Source organism: Bacteroides timonensis (genome assembly GCF_000513195.1).
In the GTDB taxonomy this organism is placed as follows: domain Bacteria; phylum Bacteroidota; class Bacteroidia; order Bacteroidales; family Bacteroidaceae; genus Bacteroides; species Bacteroides timonensis.
Window position 1 is genome coordinate 14,182 of sequence record NZ_CBVI010000009.1, and the last position, 19,725, is coordinate 33,906.

Below are 19,725 nucleotides of genomic sequence, written 5' to 3' on the forward strand. Positions count from 1 at the left end.
TTATCTATTTTAATTAATTACCGGGGTTTTCCATATCATCATCGCCCGGTATCGGGTTGATAGGAGTGGTGAACGTATAGGTACTGGTAACTACTGTACCCTTACTATTCGTGGCAAATGCTCGGATATAATAAGTCGTATTCTCTTGCAATTCGGTCATTTCGAATGTCAACAGATTATTGGTTGGGTCCTTCCATTCCTTAACATTGTCTGCTGCACCCGGGGTATTGTTTGTTTTACTCCAATAGAAGCCGGCTTTGGTTATGGTGAGATTACCGTTGCTATTGATGCGCGCGGTAGCTTTAGCGCTGTTCAGTGTGATTTCGTTTACAGACAAATCACCTATACTTGGTTCGTAGGTCGCTGTAGTGGTAAAAGAAGTCATACTGTTGTAGGCCAATCCGGCTTCGTTCTTAGAATATGCTCTTACATAATAGGTTACGCCCGGTTGCAATCCTGTCAAAGAGTGTGAGAAAGTGTTGCCATCTGTTGTGATGTCTTTATGAGTGTCACTGATAGTCGGTTCAGAATTTGTCTCACTCCAGCAAAAACCTTTCTGGCTGATGGTACCATTGTTCGTGCTATAAATAGTTGTGGACAATGTAGCACTTGTCGTAGTGACTGCTGTGATGTCCGTAGAATACATATTCGGAGGGGTTATGTTGGTTGTAGTGAATGTCTGCATTTCACTAAAACCTGTCCCTACGCTATTCTTCGCATAGGCCCACACATAATAAGTCTTTCCGAACGCCAGTCCGGTAATGGTAAGGTTGAACTGTTCGCCGGTTACGGGTTTTGAAGAATCCGTTTTCAAGTCGGGAGCTTTTCCCGTAGTGTTCCAGCAGAAACCTTTTTCTGTGATGACGGAATTACCATTATCATTGATGGAACTGAAAACGTATGCGGAGTTGATGGTAACTGAGTTTACCATAGGCATGGACAGGCTCGGTACATTCAATGCAATTGTAGTGAAATCAGAAGATGATGTATAACTGATTCCAGCTTCGTTCTTTGCAAACGCACGTACATAATAGCGTGTACCATTGGCTAATTTGGACAATTTATAACTGAATGTGGTGGTGTTGTCTTCCACCAATTGTTTGGAATCGTCAATGGTAGGGTTGCTATTGCTGGTGCTCCAACAGAATCCTTTTTCCGAAATTGTGCCGTTGTTGCTACTGGTAATTGTAGATGTGAGCGTGGCTCCGCTGTCAGTGACATCGCTCACGGCTATATGGTTCAGTGTCGGAGCTGATATACTGGTGGTAGTGAAGCTGACGCTTTCACTGTATCCGGTGGCTACTCCGTTGGTTGCATAGGCTCGTACATGATAAGTAGTTCCGAACTTCAGATCTTTTACTTGGAGTGAGAAAGTGTTTCCTTCTACAGGTTGCGAACTGTCTTCAATAGTCGGCTGATTCTTGGTACTGCTCCAGCAGAATCCTTTAGCTATAATATCAGAGTTGTTATTGCTGACGATAGAGCTGTTGAATACCGCGCTTGACGTCGTAATGTTGGCTTGCGGTATGGTGGGCATAGCCAGTTCGGGGGCGTCGAGCACTAACGTCTTGAAGTTTTCTGGTGCGGAATAGGAAACGCCTTTATCATTCTTTACATAAGCTACTACCCAATAAGGGGTTTGGTTGGCTTTCAGATCGGTAAGTACGAACGTGAAGTCTGTGCCTTCGATGGCGTGGGATTCGCAACCTGCGGCTCCAATCTCCGGATTCTGGCTGGTACTGCTCCAGCAGAATCCACGTTCGGTTATTGTACCGTTACCGGTGTTCGCTACCGATGCGGCCAATTGCGCGGTTGTTGTCGTGATGTTGTAAACCTTAGAAAGGGTTACTTCAGCTTTGGTTACGCTGGTGGTGGTAATGGTTATTTTATTTCCGTATCCGGTACCTTTTTCATTGATGGCATAACTGCGTACGTAGTAAGTAGTCCCCTCTTTCAATCCGGTGATTTCCGAGGCGAATATTTTGCTGTCATTAAGAGCTACCTCAACATTACCCTCACATGCTCCTAGCATAGGCGATGCATTGGTACTGCTCCAGCAGAAACCGCGGGTAGTGACTTTGGCTGTTCCTTCATCGGTAATTTCAGCGCTTACTACGGCGTAGTCACCTCTGACGTCAGCGTCTTCATAAGTGCGTACGGTAGGTTTTTCGGCATTGGCTGTTCTTAGTACGGTCTTTTCGCCATAGCCTACACTACCGGCATCATTCATGGCATAAGCGCGGACAGTATAATCTGTAGAAGCTTCCAGACCATCGATTGTAATGCTGAATTCTTTATTAGCCAGGCTTAGATCCGGCATTTCATTCTCGGGAATAGTTGCCATCAGGTCTGCCAGTGTGGGGTCTTTATCGGCTCCTTTGGCATAGCAAAAGCCACAAAGAGTGATAGATTCCGCCCCGATGGATACTATGGAACTTTGGACTGACAAACTTTGATTGTCAGCTTCGGAAATCATGGTTACTTTAGCCAGTTCAGGGGCGTTGTTTGCTGTGGTAGAGAATTGTAGTATATCTGCACTGATCACGGTGGTATTACCACAAGTGATGTAGATGCAGTAGAAGTAGTTGGTACCCGGTTCAAGACCTTCCAACTTTACCCGGCAAGTACCTGATGTGTTTTCAACGGGTACTTTCGTTACATTATTATCAGTGAATACTTTCTTTTCGAGCAATGCTTTTGTCTTAGAATAGGCAAATCCACATTCTGTTATGTCCAGCTCGTTTTTTCCGATGCTTCCCTGCAAGGTAGCTTCTTTACGGGTGATATCGCTTTGTGCTACCACTTCCAGAGTCATCTCCGGTGCTACCCATGTGGGTTCTGTGTCTTTCTCGCAACTGCCAATGATGAGTATTAGACAGCCGAGAAAAGCTGTGAGTTTTATAATTTGTTTCATGATGGTTGAATGTTTGATTCGTTAGAAAATGAGACCCACACCGGCAGTTACCTGGTGGTATTTAAAGTTGATGGTGTTGAAGCCGACGGAAAGGGCTATTCCTTTCAGGCGCAGGATAGCACCCAGTTCTGCAGCTACTCCTGTCGGGCTATGGTCGGTATTCTTATACCAGCTCTCATTGTCATCCGTATCGGCAAGCCATGCTAACGTACGGCTTCCGTAACCGGCACCTACATATCCGTAGAGTGGTTTGCTCAATCGGCGCAGATATCCTGCTGTAATGGTGAGCACTGACTTTTCTACTATTCCCGGCTTATAGATAATGGATTCTCCGGTGGAGGTGCGTTGGCTGTCATCGCATTCTCCCACTGTCTTTACGGAATTGAAGTCACTGCGGAAAGCGGCATAAAAACCGTTCTTGCGGGTAAAACCTAACATACCTCCGAAAGAGGTTTGTCCTCCTCCTCCAAAACCGGCTTGTGCCATCAGGATCATCTTGCGCGGTTCCTTGGGCTTAATGGTAGATTCCATGTGGAAAGTGGGGCGTACGGTCTCTCCGGCCGTCACTCTCAGTGTGGAGTCTATAGGGAAATAGTTTTGTTTTTCGATGCGTACCTTATATTCTTTTATAGCCATACGGTCGCTGCGATAAGGTGTTTTGCCTACCAATACACTGTCCAGATATACATTGGCGTCCTGTTCAGGCAAAGAGAAGATTTCCATATAGCCGAATTTAGGTTTCAACGCTACACTCTTGGTCACTGGCTCGTTACCTAACTGGATGACACCTGCATCGGGTTGATACATGGGGGCCTCTACCCGGTAGGTATGTTCGCCCTTGGGCATGGTTGCATTGAAAAGTCCGTTTTCTACGGGCACCAGTTCATCGTCGATATAGATGTTGGCAGTTGCGGGTTCCGGACGGAATACAAGGAATTGCATGTTGTTTTCTACCACAGGTTTGTCCTCCCTGTCTCCGGTATTGAGCACCATTTCATAAACAGTGGCTTTCTCAATAATTTCCGGATAGAAGTAGTTCCTCATAATGCCCAACTGATCGTGCAGGATAGAAATACGCCGTGCGCCGCGAGGGACATAGAGCCATATCTCTCCGGTTTTGTTTTCACGTGCGGTAATACCCAGGGCATCGGGCTCGAACATGAAGTCCTTTACGTTAGTTACAATGCGTATAAGAGCGCATATCTCTCCATTTTGGTCACGCTTGGGAGCGGTGACGCGAGCGGTTAGGTCGCTTTCCATACGTTGGAAAGAGGCCACACTGATTTTGCTTTGTTGCGCATGTAATTCTGTATCCATGATATTGGGCAGAATGAGTAGCAGCAGCATTAGATACTTGAATTGTTTGTGTACCATGACTGTGAATATTATTATGAGTTATTTGTTGTTTCGCTAAGAAGTAAATAATAGATAGTACTAACAACATATACTCATGACAGTGCATGTGTACATACATAATGTGTAATGTTGACCCATAAATTAAGTGTGTAAAATGTTGTTTAATATTCTTCGACACAAATATATATATAATTTTGTCCGGTTATTCTTTTTTTCATCCAAATAATTAAAAGATGTTAGTAAAATGTTTTATTTGTAACGGTTTTCCGTGACAACACTGTCTTATCCTACTATTTTACTGTTTCCTTGTTGTGAGATAAAAAACTGGAGAGGAAATTAGTGGTTTAATAAGTTGATCATGTGCCTGTATATTCTGCCGGATATATAGATTGGACATGCCGGATATATATATCGGACGTGCAGCATCTATATATCTTTAACGTTGGATATATAGATGCTACGTCTCCGTCTAAAGGGTATTATGGTTAGAAGTGGCTCAAATCTATCAGCCCGAAGTTCGGGTCTTTTTCCGGTTGCCACGTGCGGACGTGAATTACAGGTTCTTTGGGGTTATTCAAATCTACCATCAGGAACAGATAGCCCGTATCTCCGTAGCTGGACGAGAAGTAATCCTGCTTGATCTGAATGCCGTAGATTTCACCTCCTACGCCTGACTTACGAACTTGGTTGTCGGCAAAGCGGAGGTTGATGAATTCCGAACTACGGAAGATATGCTGTAATTTCTTCATGTATTCTGATTTTGTCTGGCGGGTATACTTTACGGCTTGCTTACTTATGGGCTGTCCCTCGTTGGCGACGGTATGCTTCAGTACTGAACCGGTGATAATCAAGGCGTCATCAGAGAATATGCTGTTGATATAATCGTAGCGCTTCAAGGCATAAGCCGTCTTATAACTTTCGAGGAAGTTGATAAGTACGTTGCGCACGGTATCGTTCCAAGATGTCTGGTTCATGATATCATCTACGGCAGGTTTGTTGAGGCCAAAGGATAGGCAGTCTATCTTGCCTTCCTTGTTCAGAGTGAACACTACATCTTCTACAAATGTACGTTGGTTGCTGAACTTGAAACTCATGGGCAGACTGCGGCAAGTTACTTCCCCATTGCACTCTAAGAATCTGAATTCCGGTTCGTTGATGATTTTGCCTTGTCCGTATTTGATGAGACGGTTGAACATATCGTATCCGCTTTCGGTACATAAGGATTGCATATCGGTGAAATTTCGTGTGCGAATAGCTTTTTCCACTTTCTTCATGGTGTCGTCGTAGGCTGCGGATTCCATGGTGGACAGATAATACATACCGCTGTTTGTGGTGGTGGCACTGTCTGACTCTGCCATTAAGGCTTCCTCGGTCTTCTCTTCGCCGGGTTTCGGCTCTTCCCCTTCCAGTTTCAAGGCGCAGTTGCGCATGGCTATGGGGTTGACGGTTCCCATCACTTCTGACAGTTCGTTGTCGATATTGGCTTCACCTTCAAACATATACTCGGTGCGCAGTTGCAGATTGCGGGCGTTGGCAAGTACGGGAAGTTCCACGATGCCTGTGCCGTCTTTGGCTGAGAAGATATTGGACCAGTCGCGACCGTCGAAATAAGTGTAATCGTAGTTGCGGGCGGGCTGTCCTTTGTAGAGCACTTTGAGATTGATGGTTTTCAGATCACCGTCCAGATGGGTGCTTTCCATGCTTACTTTCAGATTGGAGAAGATGTCGTTCATCTGTTTGGGAATCCAGGTGGTGAGTAAGAGGTCTTTGCCTTCCTCATCCTTCATGGTGAGGAAATTGCCGTCGGGATAGCTCTGCAGCAGGACGAGTGCCCAATAATAGTAGCGCAGGGCGTCGGCCACCTGGGCTTTCTTCTCGGCGCGGACGGCTTCCTGGGCAAAATCGAGTATCTTTGTCTTCCGTCCGTCGAAGATACGTTGTATTTCGGCTACTTTGATATAGCGCATGACGACGGCTTCCGGTTCGTTTTGTATCACGATGCGGCGGGTATTGTTCAGTGTGGCACGCGAGTAGGTGTTGATGACAGATTTGAACGTTTCGTCCACAGTTGCCTTGTCACCATCCGTTCCGCCTTCGGTCAGTTGCTCGAACTTGGAAGATACGTTGGTGGAGATCTGGCTGATGAGTGCTGCAAGTGCTTCATTATCGGCTTTCTTCAGGCTAGCGGCGTTTCCCGTACCCCAGATGTAGTCTTTGCTGGTTTGTATTTCTTCAATTGATTGTCCTTTAGCGGCAAGGGCAATAAATAAGAATGTAACGATGATAAATGCGCTCCTTTTCATGTTGTTGCTTTTCATGTTGTTTCAATTCTTTGCAAAAGTAGAAACTTTTTCTATAATATAACTCAGTTAGTCAGTTATTTTTTGTATTGATTGCGGGATATTTCTTCCGTAGAAAGTATTATCTTTGCACTCCATGACAAACAAACATTGAATGATGATGACAATTTTACGTTTTCTTTATCCTAACCCTGCTTCTGTGTCTGACAGCTTGCTCAAGCCCCGCCGATAAGATGTTGCTGAATTATGAACAATCTCTTTGCCATGCCGGTTCATTGGTATATGCCGGTGCGGTGTATAGTGCCCATGTCGCCGGTGTGATGGGTGTGCTTATCTGAAAGTTTTAAAAAATGAAGACAAAAGTGAAGGCGCTCAGGATTCTGCAAATAGTCTTGTAGAGTGAGTCTGATTCAGTCGTTACTTCATTATGGTTCGGTCGTTACCTCATTGCCATTCAGTCGTTACTTCATCCCTATTCAGTCGTTACCTTTTTATACCCCCTCTCAGAAGATGTTATGAGGCCGTTTTTCTTGTCCTTTGATTCATTTCCCGGAGAAAAGATTTTGCGTAAAAAAAAGTTATATTTGAACGCTGTGGGTGAATGTTGGATGTTTTTATATTTTATATTTGATAGTTGGATAGCGCTGAAATGATATTTCTCCGCCATTGTAGAGACCTTGAAAAACTAATATCCTTGTTTCTAGTGATTTACCTTTTTCTATTGTAGAGATGGAGCCACTTGCTATAATCTTGTTGAAATTTCCTTTTCTGTTCTTTGTAGAGAAAGCGTTTTTGTAATATATTGTTTTCTAGTTGATTAGGTAAATACGCGGTAGAGGGCCTTTTCTTGTATTCATTGCTTTTCCACCCTAACTTTGCAACATCGAATTTAAGACAAACAAAAGGCATAACTGTTGAGGCCTCACAGTAATAACCTTTAGTTTTTCTGACTGAGATGAAATAACATGAATCTATTTACAATTTACAATTTAAAATTATTATTATTATGGCATTTTTTAAGAAGAATCAACAGAAAATCAACAATTTATGGTATCCACATGCTATTACCGTAGGTAAACCGGTTGATACCGATCAGGTTGCTGCTCGTTTATCACAACTTTCCACTGTAACTCCGGGTGATTCCTATGCAGTGATGAAAAATCTGGGAGGTGTATTGGGCGACTATATGGCTCAAGGACGTACCGTAAAAATAGATGGCGTAGGTACATTCTATTATACGGCTGCTACTAATAAAAATGGGGTTGAGTCGGCCGACAAGGTGAGCGCCTCTCAGATTACCGGTGTTCGTGTTCGTTTTATTCCTGAAGTACGCCGCAATAGCAGCAAGAAGGTGACTACCCGTTCCATGGTAGATACCAATATCTTTTGGGAAGAGTGGGGTGGCAACTCTACTAACGGCTCAGCCGACGGTTCGGGAAATCAAGGCGGTTCCGGTGGTGGCAATCTAGATGAGAATCCGCTGGGCTAAGCGTTTCTGAGGCTTGCATTTGAAGCCTTTATTATTTTTCTTTCAGGCATGGACAACATGGGGCTTCGCTGACAATAAAAAGAAGTCAGTGTATTTATCCATACAGTCCGTGCCTGAAATGTATCATTACACAGGGAATAGAGTCCCCTCTATACTATCGAATATGCGGAACAATTCCTCTTTCGTCTCCGCCCGCAGCATAGCAATACGCGTTTCCCGGAAGTTAGGTATTCCTTTAAATAGCGGGCTTGCTGCCAAATGGCGACGTACATGCAGGATTCCTCTTCTTTCATCCAGCAGATTGACGCTGTCTTCCACTTCCTGGCGCAGCACACCCAGTTTCCACCCGGCACTTAGTGGTGGCAACTCCTCACCCGTTTCCAGATAATGCCTCACCTCCTTGAATATCCACGGGCGGCCAAAGCTGGCACGGCCTATCATGATGGCATCCACTCCATAAAGATCGAAACACTCCTTTGCCCTTTGGGGAGTGGTGACGTCGCCGTTGCCAATGATGGGGATATGCATATGCGGATTTTTCTTTACTTCACCGATAAGTGTCCAGTCAGCCTCACCGGTGTACATTTGTGCACGGGTACGACCATGTATGGTGAGTGCGGCAATGCCGCAATCCTGTAATTGCTCTGCCAGTTCCACGATAATCTTGTTGTTCGCATCCCAGCCCAGGCGGGTTTTTACGGTAACCGGTATCTTTACGGCATCTACCACGGCACGGGTAATTTCCAGCATCTTGGGAATATTCTGCAACATACCTGCACCGGCTCCCTTTCCCGCTACACGCTTCACGGGGCAGCCGAAGTTAATATCGAGAATATCCGGACGCGCCTCTTCTACGATGCGGGCGGCTTCCACCATTGTTTCGGTATCTTTGCCGTATATCTGTATGGCTACCGGTCGTTCCTCATCACTGATGTTCAGCTTCTGTTCGGTCTTGCTGACGGAGCGTATCAGGGCATCGGCAGATACGAATTCCGTGTACACCATGTCGGCACCGAACTTCTTGCACATCAACCGGAATGCAGGGTCGGTGACATCCTCCATCGGAGCTAAAAATATGGGGCGTTCGCCCAGGTCTATGTGGCCTATCTTCATGAATCGATTGAACTAAATGATTATTTCGCTGCAAAAATACGGAAAAAAGCCTACCTTTGTATCATTCATTTATTTAACTAATATGGAATTATGAAAAAAGGTTTGGTTTTAGTTGTGATGTGTGTAGCAATGTTGTTTGTTGCTGCACCTTCGGCTTCGGCACAAGCACCGAGTGATGAGTACAAGGCTACATTGGAAAAAATGCTGGAACTATCCGGTTCTATGGCATCGGCAAAGGCTATGGTGCCACAGATGATTTCTATGTTGAAACAACAGTCATCGGCATCGGCTTCTTTCTGGGACGGTTTTCAGAAGAAATGGGAAGGAAAGTTTGGCAGTAAGCTGGCAGAACTTTACGCTCCCGTTTATCAGAAATATCTGACTCTGGATGATTTGAAGAAAATTGTTGCTTTCTATGAATCGCCTGTCGGAAAGAAACTGGGTGCTTCTACTCCTGCCATGATGGCTGAGGGCATGCAAATAGGACAAAAGCTGGGAATGGAGATTGCCACCGAACTTCAACAGGAATTGCAGGCACAGGGAAAGTAAGTTAAAAGCTACGAGCTACGAGTTACAGGCTACAAGTGGCTGCGCTATGTTCCGAAAGGCACTCGTGGCTTGTAACTCGTAGCTCATAAATATATGATTTTATGGATTTAAAGGACTTTGAAATCATGGCCCCTGTCGGCTCGCGCGAATCACTTGCGGCAGCCATCCAGGCAGGTGCCGATTCCATCTATTTCGGTATTGAAAACCTGAATATGCGGGCCCGTTCGGCTAATACCTTCACTATTGAAGACCTTCGGGAAATAGCGCAGACGTGCGATGAGCACGGCATGAAGAGTTATCTTACCGTTAACACTATTATTTACGATCAGGACTTGGCATTGATGCGCACTATCGTAGATGCAGCCAAGTCGGCGGGTATCTCTGCGGTGATTGCGGCGGACGTAGCTGTGATGAGCTATGCGCGGCAGATCGGTCAGGAGGTACACCTCAGTACACAACTGAATATCTCGAATGTGGAGGCCCTGCGCTTCTACGCGCAATTTGCCGATGTTGTGGTGCTGGCACGCGAATTGAATCTGGAACAGGTAGCGGAGATTTATCGTCATATCTGTGAGGAGAATATCTGTGGTCCCGGCGGAAAGCCTATCCGCATCGAAATGTTCTGTCACGGTGCTCTCTGCATGGCAGTGTCGGGAAAATGCTATCTTTCTTTGCACGAGATGAACCACTCTGCCAACCGGGGTGCCTGCATGCAGGTGTGCCGTCGCTCTTACACGGTGCGTGATAAGGAGACGGATGTGGAACTGGATGTGGACAACCAATATATCATGTCTCCCAAAGACCTGAAGACCATCCACTTTATGAATAAGATGCTGGATGCAGGCGTGCGCGTGTTCAAGATAGAAGGACGTGCCCGTGGTCCGGAGTATGTCCGAACGGTAGTGGAATGTTACAAAGAAGCCATTCGTTCTTACCTGGACGACACATTTACAGATGAAAAGATAGCTGCATGGGATGAACGTCTGAAGACTGTATTCAATCGTGGTTTCTGGGATGGGTATTACCTTGGACAACGTCTCGGAGAATGGACGAAGAACTACGGATCGGCCGCTACGGAACGGAAGATATATGTAGGTAAGGGCATCAGATACTTCTCTAATATTGGTGTTGCCGAGTTCCTGGTAGAAGCTGCCGAACTGAATGTGGGAGACAAGTTGCTGATTACAGGTCCCACTACAGGAGCAGTATTCACTACGCTCGATGAAGCCCGTGTAGACCTGAAACCGGTGCAAACCGTGAAGAAAGGACAGCACTTCTCGATGAAAGCGGATAAAATACGTCCTAGTGACAAACTCTATAAGCTGGTTTCTACAGAAGAACTGAAGAAGTTCAAGGGACTGGATATTGAGAAAACACGTGGATGATACACTTTTGATACAGTTATATTGAATATGGAAAAGTATATCTATGAGTTAGAGATGAAGGTGCGCGATTACGAGTGTGATCTGCAAGGCATTGTGAATAATGCAAATTACCAGCACTATCTGGAGCATACCCGTCATGAGTTTCTGCTATCTACCGGTGTCAGTTTTGCGGGATTGCACGAACAGGGAGTCGACCCCGTAGTGGCCCGTATCAACATGGCGTTTAAAACTCCTCTGAAGAGCGGTGATGAGTTTATTTCCAAGCTCTACATGAAAAAAGAAGGCATCAAGTATGTTTTCTATCAGGATATTTTTCGGAAGAGTGATGATAAAGTAGTCATAAAAGCAACAGTCGAAACGGTGTGTCTGGTGAATGGACGACTGAGTGACAGTAAGCTTTTTGATGAGATATTTGAGGCATACCTCTAGCATGAACAACGACGAACGAATTTGCAGTATAGCCCTCACGCTTTGCCCCGGTATAGGACATATCGGGGCAAGGCGTTTAATAGACGGTATTGGAAGTGCCGCCGGAGTCTTTTCTCAACGTAAAGAACTACCTGAATTGCTACCTGGTGTGAGCCCTACTATAGTCACTGCCCTTGATAATCCTGCCGCTTTCCTGCGTGCCGAACATGAAATGGAGTTCGTGGAGAAGAATCGCCTCACTTGTCTGACTCTCAAAGATGAAGCTTATCCGTCCCGTTTGCGCGAGTGTGAAGACGCTCCGGTCGTCCTCTTCTTCAAAGGACATACCGATTTCAATCGTCTTCGCGTCATCAATATGGTCGGTACTCGTAATGCCACAGAGTATGGCAAGCAATTCTGTGTAGATTTCCTGCGTGATCTTTCTTCTCATTATCCTGATGTGCTGGTAGTCAGCGGTCTGGCTTATGGCATCGATATCCATGCCCATCGCGCTGCCCTGGCCAACAACCTTTCCACCGTGGCTGTCCTTGCTCACGGACTGGACCGTATCTATCCTTATGTTCATCGTAAAACTGCCATTGATATGTTGGCGAACGGTGGACTCCTTACCGAATTCCTCACCGAAACCAATCCCGACCGGCATAACTTTGTCAGTCGCAACCGCATTGTGGCTGGTATGACTGATGCAACCATCGTTGTGGAATCCGCCTCCAAAGGTGGTTCGCTGATTACGGCAGACCTTGCTGTAGACTATCATCGTGATTGTTTCGCTGTTCCCGGTCGTACCACCGATCCCTTGTCTATGGGCTGTAACCAACTGATACGTGATAATAAAGCCGTTCTCATCCAGTCTGCCGATGACTTTATGCTGGCGATGGGTTGGACTACAGAAGAGGAACCTGCCAAACATGAAGGCATTCAGCGTAGTCTCTTTCTTGAATTGACGGAGGAAGAAGAACTTGTGGTCGGCATCCTTACACGCTTGGGCGACCTGCATATCAACGTATTGGTAGTGGAATCCAATATTCCGGTGAACCGTATGACAGCTCTGCTTTTTGAACTGGAAATGAAGGGAGTGGTGCGTGCATTGGTGGGTGGAGTATATCATTTATTAACGTAAACCACCCCTTGGAATAATATTTTTTCATATCTTTGCTCTCACAACCAGTCATAATGCTATGAGGTACCTGTTCTTTTATATACTTTTATTTATTGGAGAACTGTCCGTAAGCGCACAGCACATGTTCTCCAGACAATTTCCATTCTTCAACCAACTCTCTTCCAATGAGATTTTCAGTATTCATCAGGATAGGGAAGGGTACTTCTGGATAGGTACCACGAATGGTCTGGCACGCTATGACGGCTATCAGTTAAATACATTCCGTACAGACTATAAAAATCAGAATCTGCTGACTGACAATGGAATTACTGCTATCAATGATAATGATCTGTATGTATGGATCGGTACATGGAAAGGGCTGAACCTGTATAATAAGCAGACCTGTCGGATTACTCCTTTCTCAGATGCACGGCTTCTGAACAAGGTGGTGGATGCCATAACAGTCGATAAAGAAGGGTATGTCTGGATCAGTGCCGGTGGAATGATATACCGGTGCGATTCTACCGCGCATATTATAAAGGAGTATGAGGTTGGAGGTCTTCAGGAGGGATATGCCATCAGTAATATCTACGCAGACCAGCAAAAGCAACTTTGGGCAGTGGGATCAAGGGGTATATTCAGATATGAGCCCGAAGCCGATTCTTTTTTCCGTTATCCGCCATTGGGTAACGGACATACCGCATATATTATGCATCAGGATAATTCCGGTAATTACTGGATCGGTACGTGGGGGGAAGGTTTGTGGCAATTCTTTCCCTCTGCACAGAAAGGAGGACACTATAAGAAACATAATATAGCTGCTTCAAACAATAAAGAAACCGACGTTGAATCCATTCTTTTCAGTATAGAACAGGATGATACGTTTGGTTATCTTTGGATGCTTTCGTATGCCGGGCTCCATGCGTTTAAATACACGGATGCAGGGACACTGGAAAAGGTGGATATAGACCATCTGGTTGATACACACATGATGTACACCCGGATATGCAAAGACAGGGAGGGTAATCTGTGGCTACCTTCGTATGATATGGCGTATACCATCTTTTTTGATAATTCGAACATAGACAATTACCTTCTTCCTCAATTGAAGGAAGAGATGGGATGGGATGCTAATGTCATGAATCTCTGTCAGGGAAGTGACAGTATCATGTGGTTCAGGCAGGACAGGTACGAATTGTGCATGTACGATTTCTCACGGGATGCGTTTGTCGGTACAGGTGTGGGTGAGATTAATGCCATTATCAGATCTCTTCATAAACCCGGTGTCTGGGTTAATTCAAGCCGGACTCCCCATGTGATGAGACTGACGCAACGGAACATGAAGGTGCAGATAGAAGAAGACATCAATATAGGCGGAGTTACAGGGCTACTTGAGGATAAGGTCGGCAATCTGTGGATATCCCGGTGGACGGATATAAACGTGAAACGTCCTGATAAAGATGACTTGGTAGCTTCGGGTAGTGACGTTCCGGTAATGACTTCCCTGTTCAATGATGTAAAGGGAGAAGTTTTAGGGTTGTCTCACGAGAGCAAAATCTATCGGCTGAGTTGTGCCGACGGGCGGATTACCTGTGAACTGAAAGGCAGTGTTTCTTCTCTTCTGGAAAAGGAAGAAGTGAACAGTGTCTGCATTGACCGGAAAGGACGGCTGTGGCTGAACACTACTTTGGGAAGAATACTGCGGTCTGACGAAACGATGCATAAGTTTGAAAATGTATCGCTCGATAATGAGATAGATGACTGTACTGTATTAGGATTACTTTCCGATAAGAACAGTGTGTGGATTATCACCAATAAGAAAGTACTTCAATATAATATTGATTCGCAGACTTTTCTGCACTATTCTACTGTTGATGATAACATTATGGTAGATGTTTTCAGGTATAAGGCTATCAGTCTGGACGGTTGGGGCGGACTCTATGTAGGCGGACATCGCGGATTCATACATATTCGTCCCGGTAATGCATCGGCGGTGAACAGGGCTCCTGCGAGCTTGCATATCACAGATGTCAAAGTTGAAGACAAAAGTATCTTCTTCGGTAATGCGGAAGCCTCGGGAGAGAATACGATACATAAGATTTTCCTTGGTCCGGATGACCGGAATATCGAGATTTTCTTTTCTTCGCTTTTGTATTCGCTGAATGCGGGATGTCGCATAGCGTATCAGTTGGAGGGGGTGGATCATTATTGGATCTATTCGGATAACAACAGAAATTCCGTCTTCTATAACCACCTGCCGAAGGGAACGTATAAACTCCGTTTGAAGTTGGAATATGAGCGGGGTAAGTGGACTGAAGGCGAAGTGTTGCTGACCATTGTGAAAGAGCCGGCATTCTATGAAACCTGGTTTGCATATCTTGTTTATGTCATTCTCATCGGATTGTGTTTCTATGTGGTAATCCGGCTTTATATGCGTCGCATTAAACTGAAGAGTGAAGTGAGATTGCAGGAAGAACTGACGCGCACCAAGTTGACTTACTTCACCAATGTTTCCCATGAGTTGCTGACACCGCTTACCGTCATATCCTGTATATCGGATTATCTGGATCAGAAGGTTCCTGCCGTGCGACAACAGTCCGTTATGCTCAAGGCTAACGCGGAGAAGTTGAAGCGACTGATACAGCAAGTGCTTGATTTCCGCAAGATGGATGTGGGGAAACTGAAACTGAACGTTTCGGAAGGAGATATCCGTGAGTTTGTCCTGAACATCTGCCAGGTAAACTTCCAACCGCTCGCATTGAAGAAGAATATCACGCTGGATACTCGTTTTGAAGCGGAGGAAGCACATGGCTATGTGGATTTTGATAAGCTGGATAAGATATTGCATAATTTGCTGTCCAATGCCATGAAGTATACTCCTGAGAACAGGCGTATTACTGTTGATGTACGGGTAGTGAATGAAGCGGAACATCGGATATTGGTGTTGAAAGTGGAGGATGAGGGCATTGGTATTTCTGAGAAAGAACTGGAACAGATATTCATCCGTTTCTATAACAGTAAGAAGAACCGGGGAATCGAGTCGAACGGAATCGGCCTCTCGCTAACGAAAGATCTGATAACCTTGCATCATGGCCTTATCACCGTGGAAAGCGTTTTAGGACAAGGTTCCTGCTTCACTGTAAAGCTGCCTGTTGACAAAGAAAGCTACTCTCCGGATGAATTGCTTGACGAGACGATGGTGTTGCAGACCGGTACGGATGATGTGCCCATGGAAGATTATGCTTCGTCTGATGAGGTGGATAAACCGGCTATCTTGTTGATTGACGACAATACGGAATTGCTGTTCGTTATGAAAGAGATGTTCAGGGAACGATATACTGTACTGACAGCCGCAGACGGGCAACAAGCCTGGGATAAGTTGAAGGATAATGAGGTGGATGTCGTCATTTGTGATGTCATGTTGCCCGATGCCAATGGTTGGGAACTTTGTGCGCGTATGAAGGGTGATTTGCGTTTCAATCATATACCTGTCATCATACTTACGGCTAAGAATGGTATTGAGGACCGTGTTGCCAGCTATGAAGCGGGCGCCGACGGATATATAGCCAAGCCTTTTGAGTTGAAGATACTTTTTGCCCGGGTGGATAACCTTATCCGATCTTCGAAGATGCGTCAGGCGGCCTTCCGCAAAGAAGAGAACCTGAATCTGGAAAGTCTGGCCTATCCCTCGGCGGATAAGCAGTTCCTGCAATCCATCATCAGTAGCATCGAACAACACCTGGAAGAGTCTGAATTCGATCTGGAACAGTTGGCTGCGGAGAAGAATATGTCTAAGTCTACCCTTTACCGTAAGATAAAATCGATGACGGGAATGACTCCTTTGGACTTTATACGGAATATTAAGATGAAGCGTGCCTGCATGATGTTGTTCAGCCGCTCGCATACTATATCCGAGGTGGCGTATGCTGTAGGATTCAACAGCCCCAAATACTTCACCCGGTGCTTCAAGGATGAATTCGGTGTGACGCCGAGTGAATATCTTCAGAAAAACACCCCTTAATTTTTAGTATATAGATGCTACATACAGGGGTAAAATCCTGTTATCAAGGGGTAAATTCGGGTCATGACAGAATCTCTCCCCTTCTATAAATGATTTCTGTACCTTCTTTTTCATAAGATATGAGTTGATTTGTTGTCAGATACCCAAACTTAAATCAAACATAGTTATGAAGAACCTCAGTATCCGTCATGGAAAATCATCCGGAAACAAATCAGTACTATTACTTACTGTATTAGCATTAGGCGCCGGATTCTCTTCTTTGTCTGCCCAGACAAATGCCGCAAGTGACCAGATAACGGCACAACCTGCTGCTGACCGCATTGTACCTTTCCGCCTCAGTGAACAAGGAGTAGTCCGCCCTGTGGAATGGGGATTGGATACGGCTTGGGAAGATGAGGGAAATATCCGCCGTGGCCAGGGATTTATGGAAACAGTAGATATAGTGCGCGTTTCTTTTCGCCCCACTGATCCCATTGTGGATGGAGATTTGGGAGCTGATCAGAAAGAACATATACAAACACGACTTGGTTTACTGGACTTTGTCTCTCCTAAACCCAAGTTAGCTATAAATAGCGATCACCCTAAGATTGACGATTCTTATAAAGGTAACGCCCAGGCTTGGGCTCAGATGATGGATTTGCATACTCGTTATTTTCAGGATGCAGGATACGAGGTGATTTCAGTGGCTCCATTCAATGAACCGGATTATACCTATACAGGACAAGGCACTAAAGCGGATTTCTATAAGATTGCTGTGGAGTTGAGAGCGAATCCCCGTTTCGAGAATATTCGGATTTGTGGGGGAAATACTCTGAATTGTGATGAAGCACTGCCGTGGTATAACTACCTCAAAGAGCAACTTGATGAGGGAAATACCCATCAGCTTGCCGGTGAATTCAATGGTTACGCTGATTTCTACGAGACGGTTCGCAAGGATGGAAAAATGGCGATGAATGATGAGATGCACAACGTGATGGAGGCGATGGTGGGTCTGGAATATGGGTTGCAGACCGGTATCTGGTGGGGAAGTGCGGAGTATGCCCGTGGTGAATTCTGCAAGATTAGCCGGGGTGGAGAACGGCTGGCATATGCTGAACATCGTCCTAATTGGACGGCAGCTTCTGTCTATCGGTCTAAAGATGGCAGTAAGGTTCAGGCTTTTGGAGGCGTTTCGGAACGTCAGGCTAAAACGACAACCTATCGTTTTGTATCCAAAGAGAAGGATGTATTCTATGACGGATATGGTCCGCAGCGTGAGTTCTATTTGGAAATGCCCGGAGGAATTTCTTATCAGGACAAAGAACAGCAGAATGCCGAACGGGTGGTCAATATTACTTGGGGAGAAGATATTCAGCCGGTGATAGACGGACAGTATGTACTGATAAACCGGAGTACTCAGCGGGCAGTTGAAATAACCCAGGGCAACACGGCGGAGGGCACCAACGTGAAGACCGGAAAGTTTGACGCTTCCAAGGCTTATCAGCGTTGGTATGTCCGTCCGGTTTCCAGCCGTATCGGTGGAGATTTCAGCTATTTCTGTATTACGTCTCCCATAAATGGGATGTCATTCGACATCTGGAATTGGTCGTTGGAGGACGGTGGGAATATCGCCATCTATGGTGCCAGTAATGGCAGCAATCAGCAGTGGGCATTGGAGTATGCCGGAGATGGATGGTTTTATATCCGTAGTCGCCACAGTGCTTTGTATTTGGAAGAAGGAGAGGACGCTTTCAATGTGCAGCAAGGTACGAAAAAAGGAAGTAATGATGAACGGCTGCAATGGCGTCTGGTACCTGCCCCGGCTTCTAAAATTGAAATCAAATCTTTAGCTACTCCAACCGGACTGACGACGGAAGGGCAATCTGCATCTGTTTTGTTGAAGTGGAACAAACAATCCGATGCTACAGAATACACTGTGCTACGTTCCGAAACATCCGGTGGAGCTTACGAGATCATTGCGCGTAATGTAAAAGAAACCAGTTTTGTAGATCATAAGGCCTTAGCGGGGAAGAACTATTATTACACGGTGAAAGCCAATGATAATTGTCTGAACAGTTCGCCGAAGTCACAGGAAGTAACTGTCACTATTACTGATGTGCATGCCTTAGTAGCACATTATGCTTTTGATGGAGATTTACTGGACGAGACGGAAAATTTGAATCATGGTGCATCCCTGAAAAAAGCAACGTTTACTGATGGAAAAATAAACAAAGCTGTACAACTTAACGGCTCAACGGAATTTCTGCAATTACCCACGGATATTGCCAATCATCAGAATCTGACAGTTTCTACTTGGGTGAAGTGGGATGGTGGTGCAGACTGGCAACGTGTCTTCGACTTTGGTAGTGGTGAAGATCAATATATGTTCCTTACTTATAGTTCCAATATACAGTCTCTTCGTTTTGCAATGAAAAACGGTGCGGAAGAACAGGCTCTGGAAACCGTCTTGCCTTCCCCCATACGCATTGACAATTGGGTACATTTGGCATTAACTATCGGAGAAGCGGAGGTACGGATTTATGTGAATGGAGAACTGGCTGTTTCATCCGGGGATATTACTATCCGTCCGATGGATATCCGTCCCTGTCTGAACTATATCGGTCGTAGTCAGTTTGTATCCGATCCGATGTTTAAAGGAAGTATCGATGATTTCAGAGTTTATAATTATGAGTTATCAGCAGAGGATATAAAGAAAGTAGCCCAGGGGGAATCGGTAGGTATCATTACTCTGCAGATTTCCGATGATGAATTGTTTATCGGCCCTTTGCCTGCCGATCAGAAACTACAGGTTACTTATACACCTGCCCAGCCATCGGGTAGAGTATCTCTCAGTATTTATAATATGCAGGGAGTTCCGGTACTTTCTCATGAGGCGGCTGGTTCCGGTGTTACTATGCTGGATGTATCCGGACTCCCTACCGGTCTATATCTGTTGAGGCTTGTTGATAACAACCGGTCAGTTACACGTAAGTTTGCAGTGAGGCATTAATAAGTGGGGTATAAAATCCTTTCATCAGGGTATAAAAACGTTTCATGAAAGGATTTTGCCCCTTCGATAACCTGTTTTTGT

Annotated in this window: 11 protein-coding genes; 7 read left to right on the plus strand and 4 right to left on the minus strand. The window is 45.4% G+C overall.

What is annotated here, in order from left to right; genetic code table 11:
• Positions 1-13: 13 nt before the first annotated feature.
• The 3 genes from BN161_RS03195 to BN161_RS03205 all read right to left on the minus strand — a co-directional run bounded on the left by BN161_RS03195 (position 14) and on the right by BN161_RS03205 (position 6,588).
• Positions 14-2,914 (minus strand): fibronectin type III domain-containing protein, encoded by a 2,901-nt coding sequence (locus BN161_RS03195; RefSeq protein WP_052356161.1) that lies wholly within the window; start codon positions 2,912-2,914, stop codon positions 14-16.
• Between the two features lie 21 nt (positions 2,915-2,935).
• On the minus strand, positions 2,936-4,288 hold the full coding sequence (locus BN161_RS03200; RefSeq protein WP_044263052.1) for a PEGA domain-containing protein: 1,353 nt from the start codon (positions 4,286-4,288) through the stop codon (positions 2,936-2,938).
• A gap of 467 nt (positions 4,289-4,755) precedes the next feature.
• Positions 4,756-6,588 (minus strand): LPP20 family lipoprotein, encoded by a 1,833-nt coding sequence (locus BN161_RS03205; protein ID WP_244436402.1) that lies wholly within the window; start codon positions 6,586-6,588, stop codon positions 4,756-4,758.
• Between the two features lie 988 nt (positions 6,589-7,576).
• On the opposite strand from BN161_RS03205, the gene BN161_RS03220 reads away from it, so the two are divergent.
• Positions 7,577-8,059, plus strand: a complete 483-nt coding sequence (locus BN161_RS03220; protein ID WP_044263056.1) for an HU family DNA-binding protein — start codon at positions 7,577-7,579, stop codon at positions 8,057-8,059.
• A gap of 126 nt (positions 8,060-8,185) precedes the next feature.
• On the opposite strand, the gene dusB is transcribed toward BN161_RS03220, so the two are convergent.
• On the minus strand, positions 8,186-9,172 hold the full coding sequence (gene dusB / locus BN161_RS03225) for a tRNA dihydrouridine synthase DusB (RefSeq protein WP_044263057.1): 987 nt from the start codon (positions 9,170-9,172) through the stop codon (positions 8,186-8,188).
• Positions 9,173-9,262: 90 nt separating this feature from the next.
• Here dusB and BN161_RS03230 point away from each other — a divergent pair, with 90 nt between their 5' ends.
• From BN161_RS03230 to BN161_RS03255, 6 genes are all read left to right on the plus strand, one after another.
• Entirely contained in the window at positions 9,263-9,721 is a 459-nt protein-coding gene (locus BN161_RS03230; protein WP_044263058.1) for a DUF2059 domain-containing protein, read from the plus strand.
• A gap of 101 nt (positions 9,722-9,822) precedes the next feature.
• A complete protein-coding gene (locus BN161_RS03235) occupies positions 9,823-11,106 on the plus strand; it encodes a peptidase U32 family protein (protein WP_044263059.1) in 1,284 nt (427 codons plus the stop codon).
• 27 nt (positions 11,107-11,133) lie between these two features.
• Positions 11,134-11,535, plus strand: coding sequence for an acyl-CoA thioesterase (locus BN161_RS03240; protein ID WP_007211574.1), 402 nt, complete (start codon positions 11,134-11,136; stop codon positions 11,533-11,535).
• Between the two features lies 1 nt (position 11,536).
• Complete coding sequence (dprA, locus tag BN161_RS03245; protein WP_044263061.1) at positions 11,537-12,655, plus strand: DNA-processing protein DprA; 1,119 nt, start codon at positions 11,537-11,539, stop codon at positions 12,653-12,655.
• A gap of 58 nt (positions 12,656-12,713) precedes the next feature.
• On the plus strand, positions 12,714-16,655 hold the full coding sequence (locus tag BN161_RS03250; protein WP_044263063.1) for a hybrid sensor histidine kinase/response regulator transcription factor: 3,942 nt from the start codon (positions 12,714-12,716) through the stop codon (positions 16,653-16,655).
• A gap of 166 nt (positions 16,656-16,821) precedes the next feature.
• The gene (locus BN161_RS03255) at positions 16,822-19,644 is read left to right on the plus strand and encodes a LamG-like jellyroll fold domain-containing protein (protein WP_044263065.1); all 2,823 of its coding nucleotides are present in this window, start codon (positions 16,822-16,824) and stop codon (positions 19,642-19,644) included.
• The last annotated feature ends 81 nt before the right edge of the window (positions 19,645-19,725 follow it).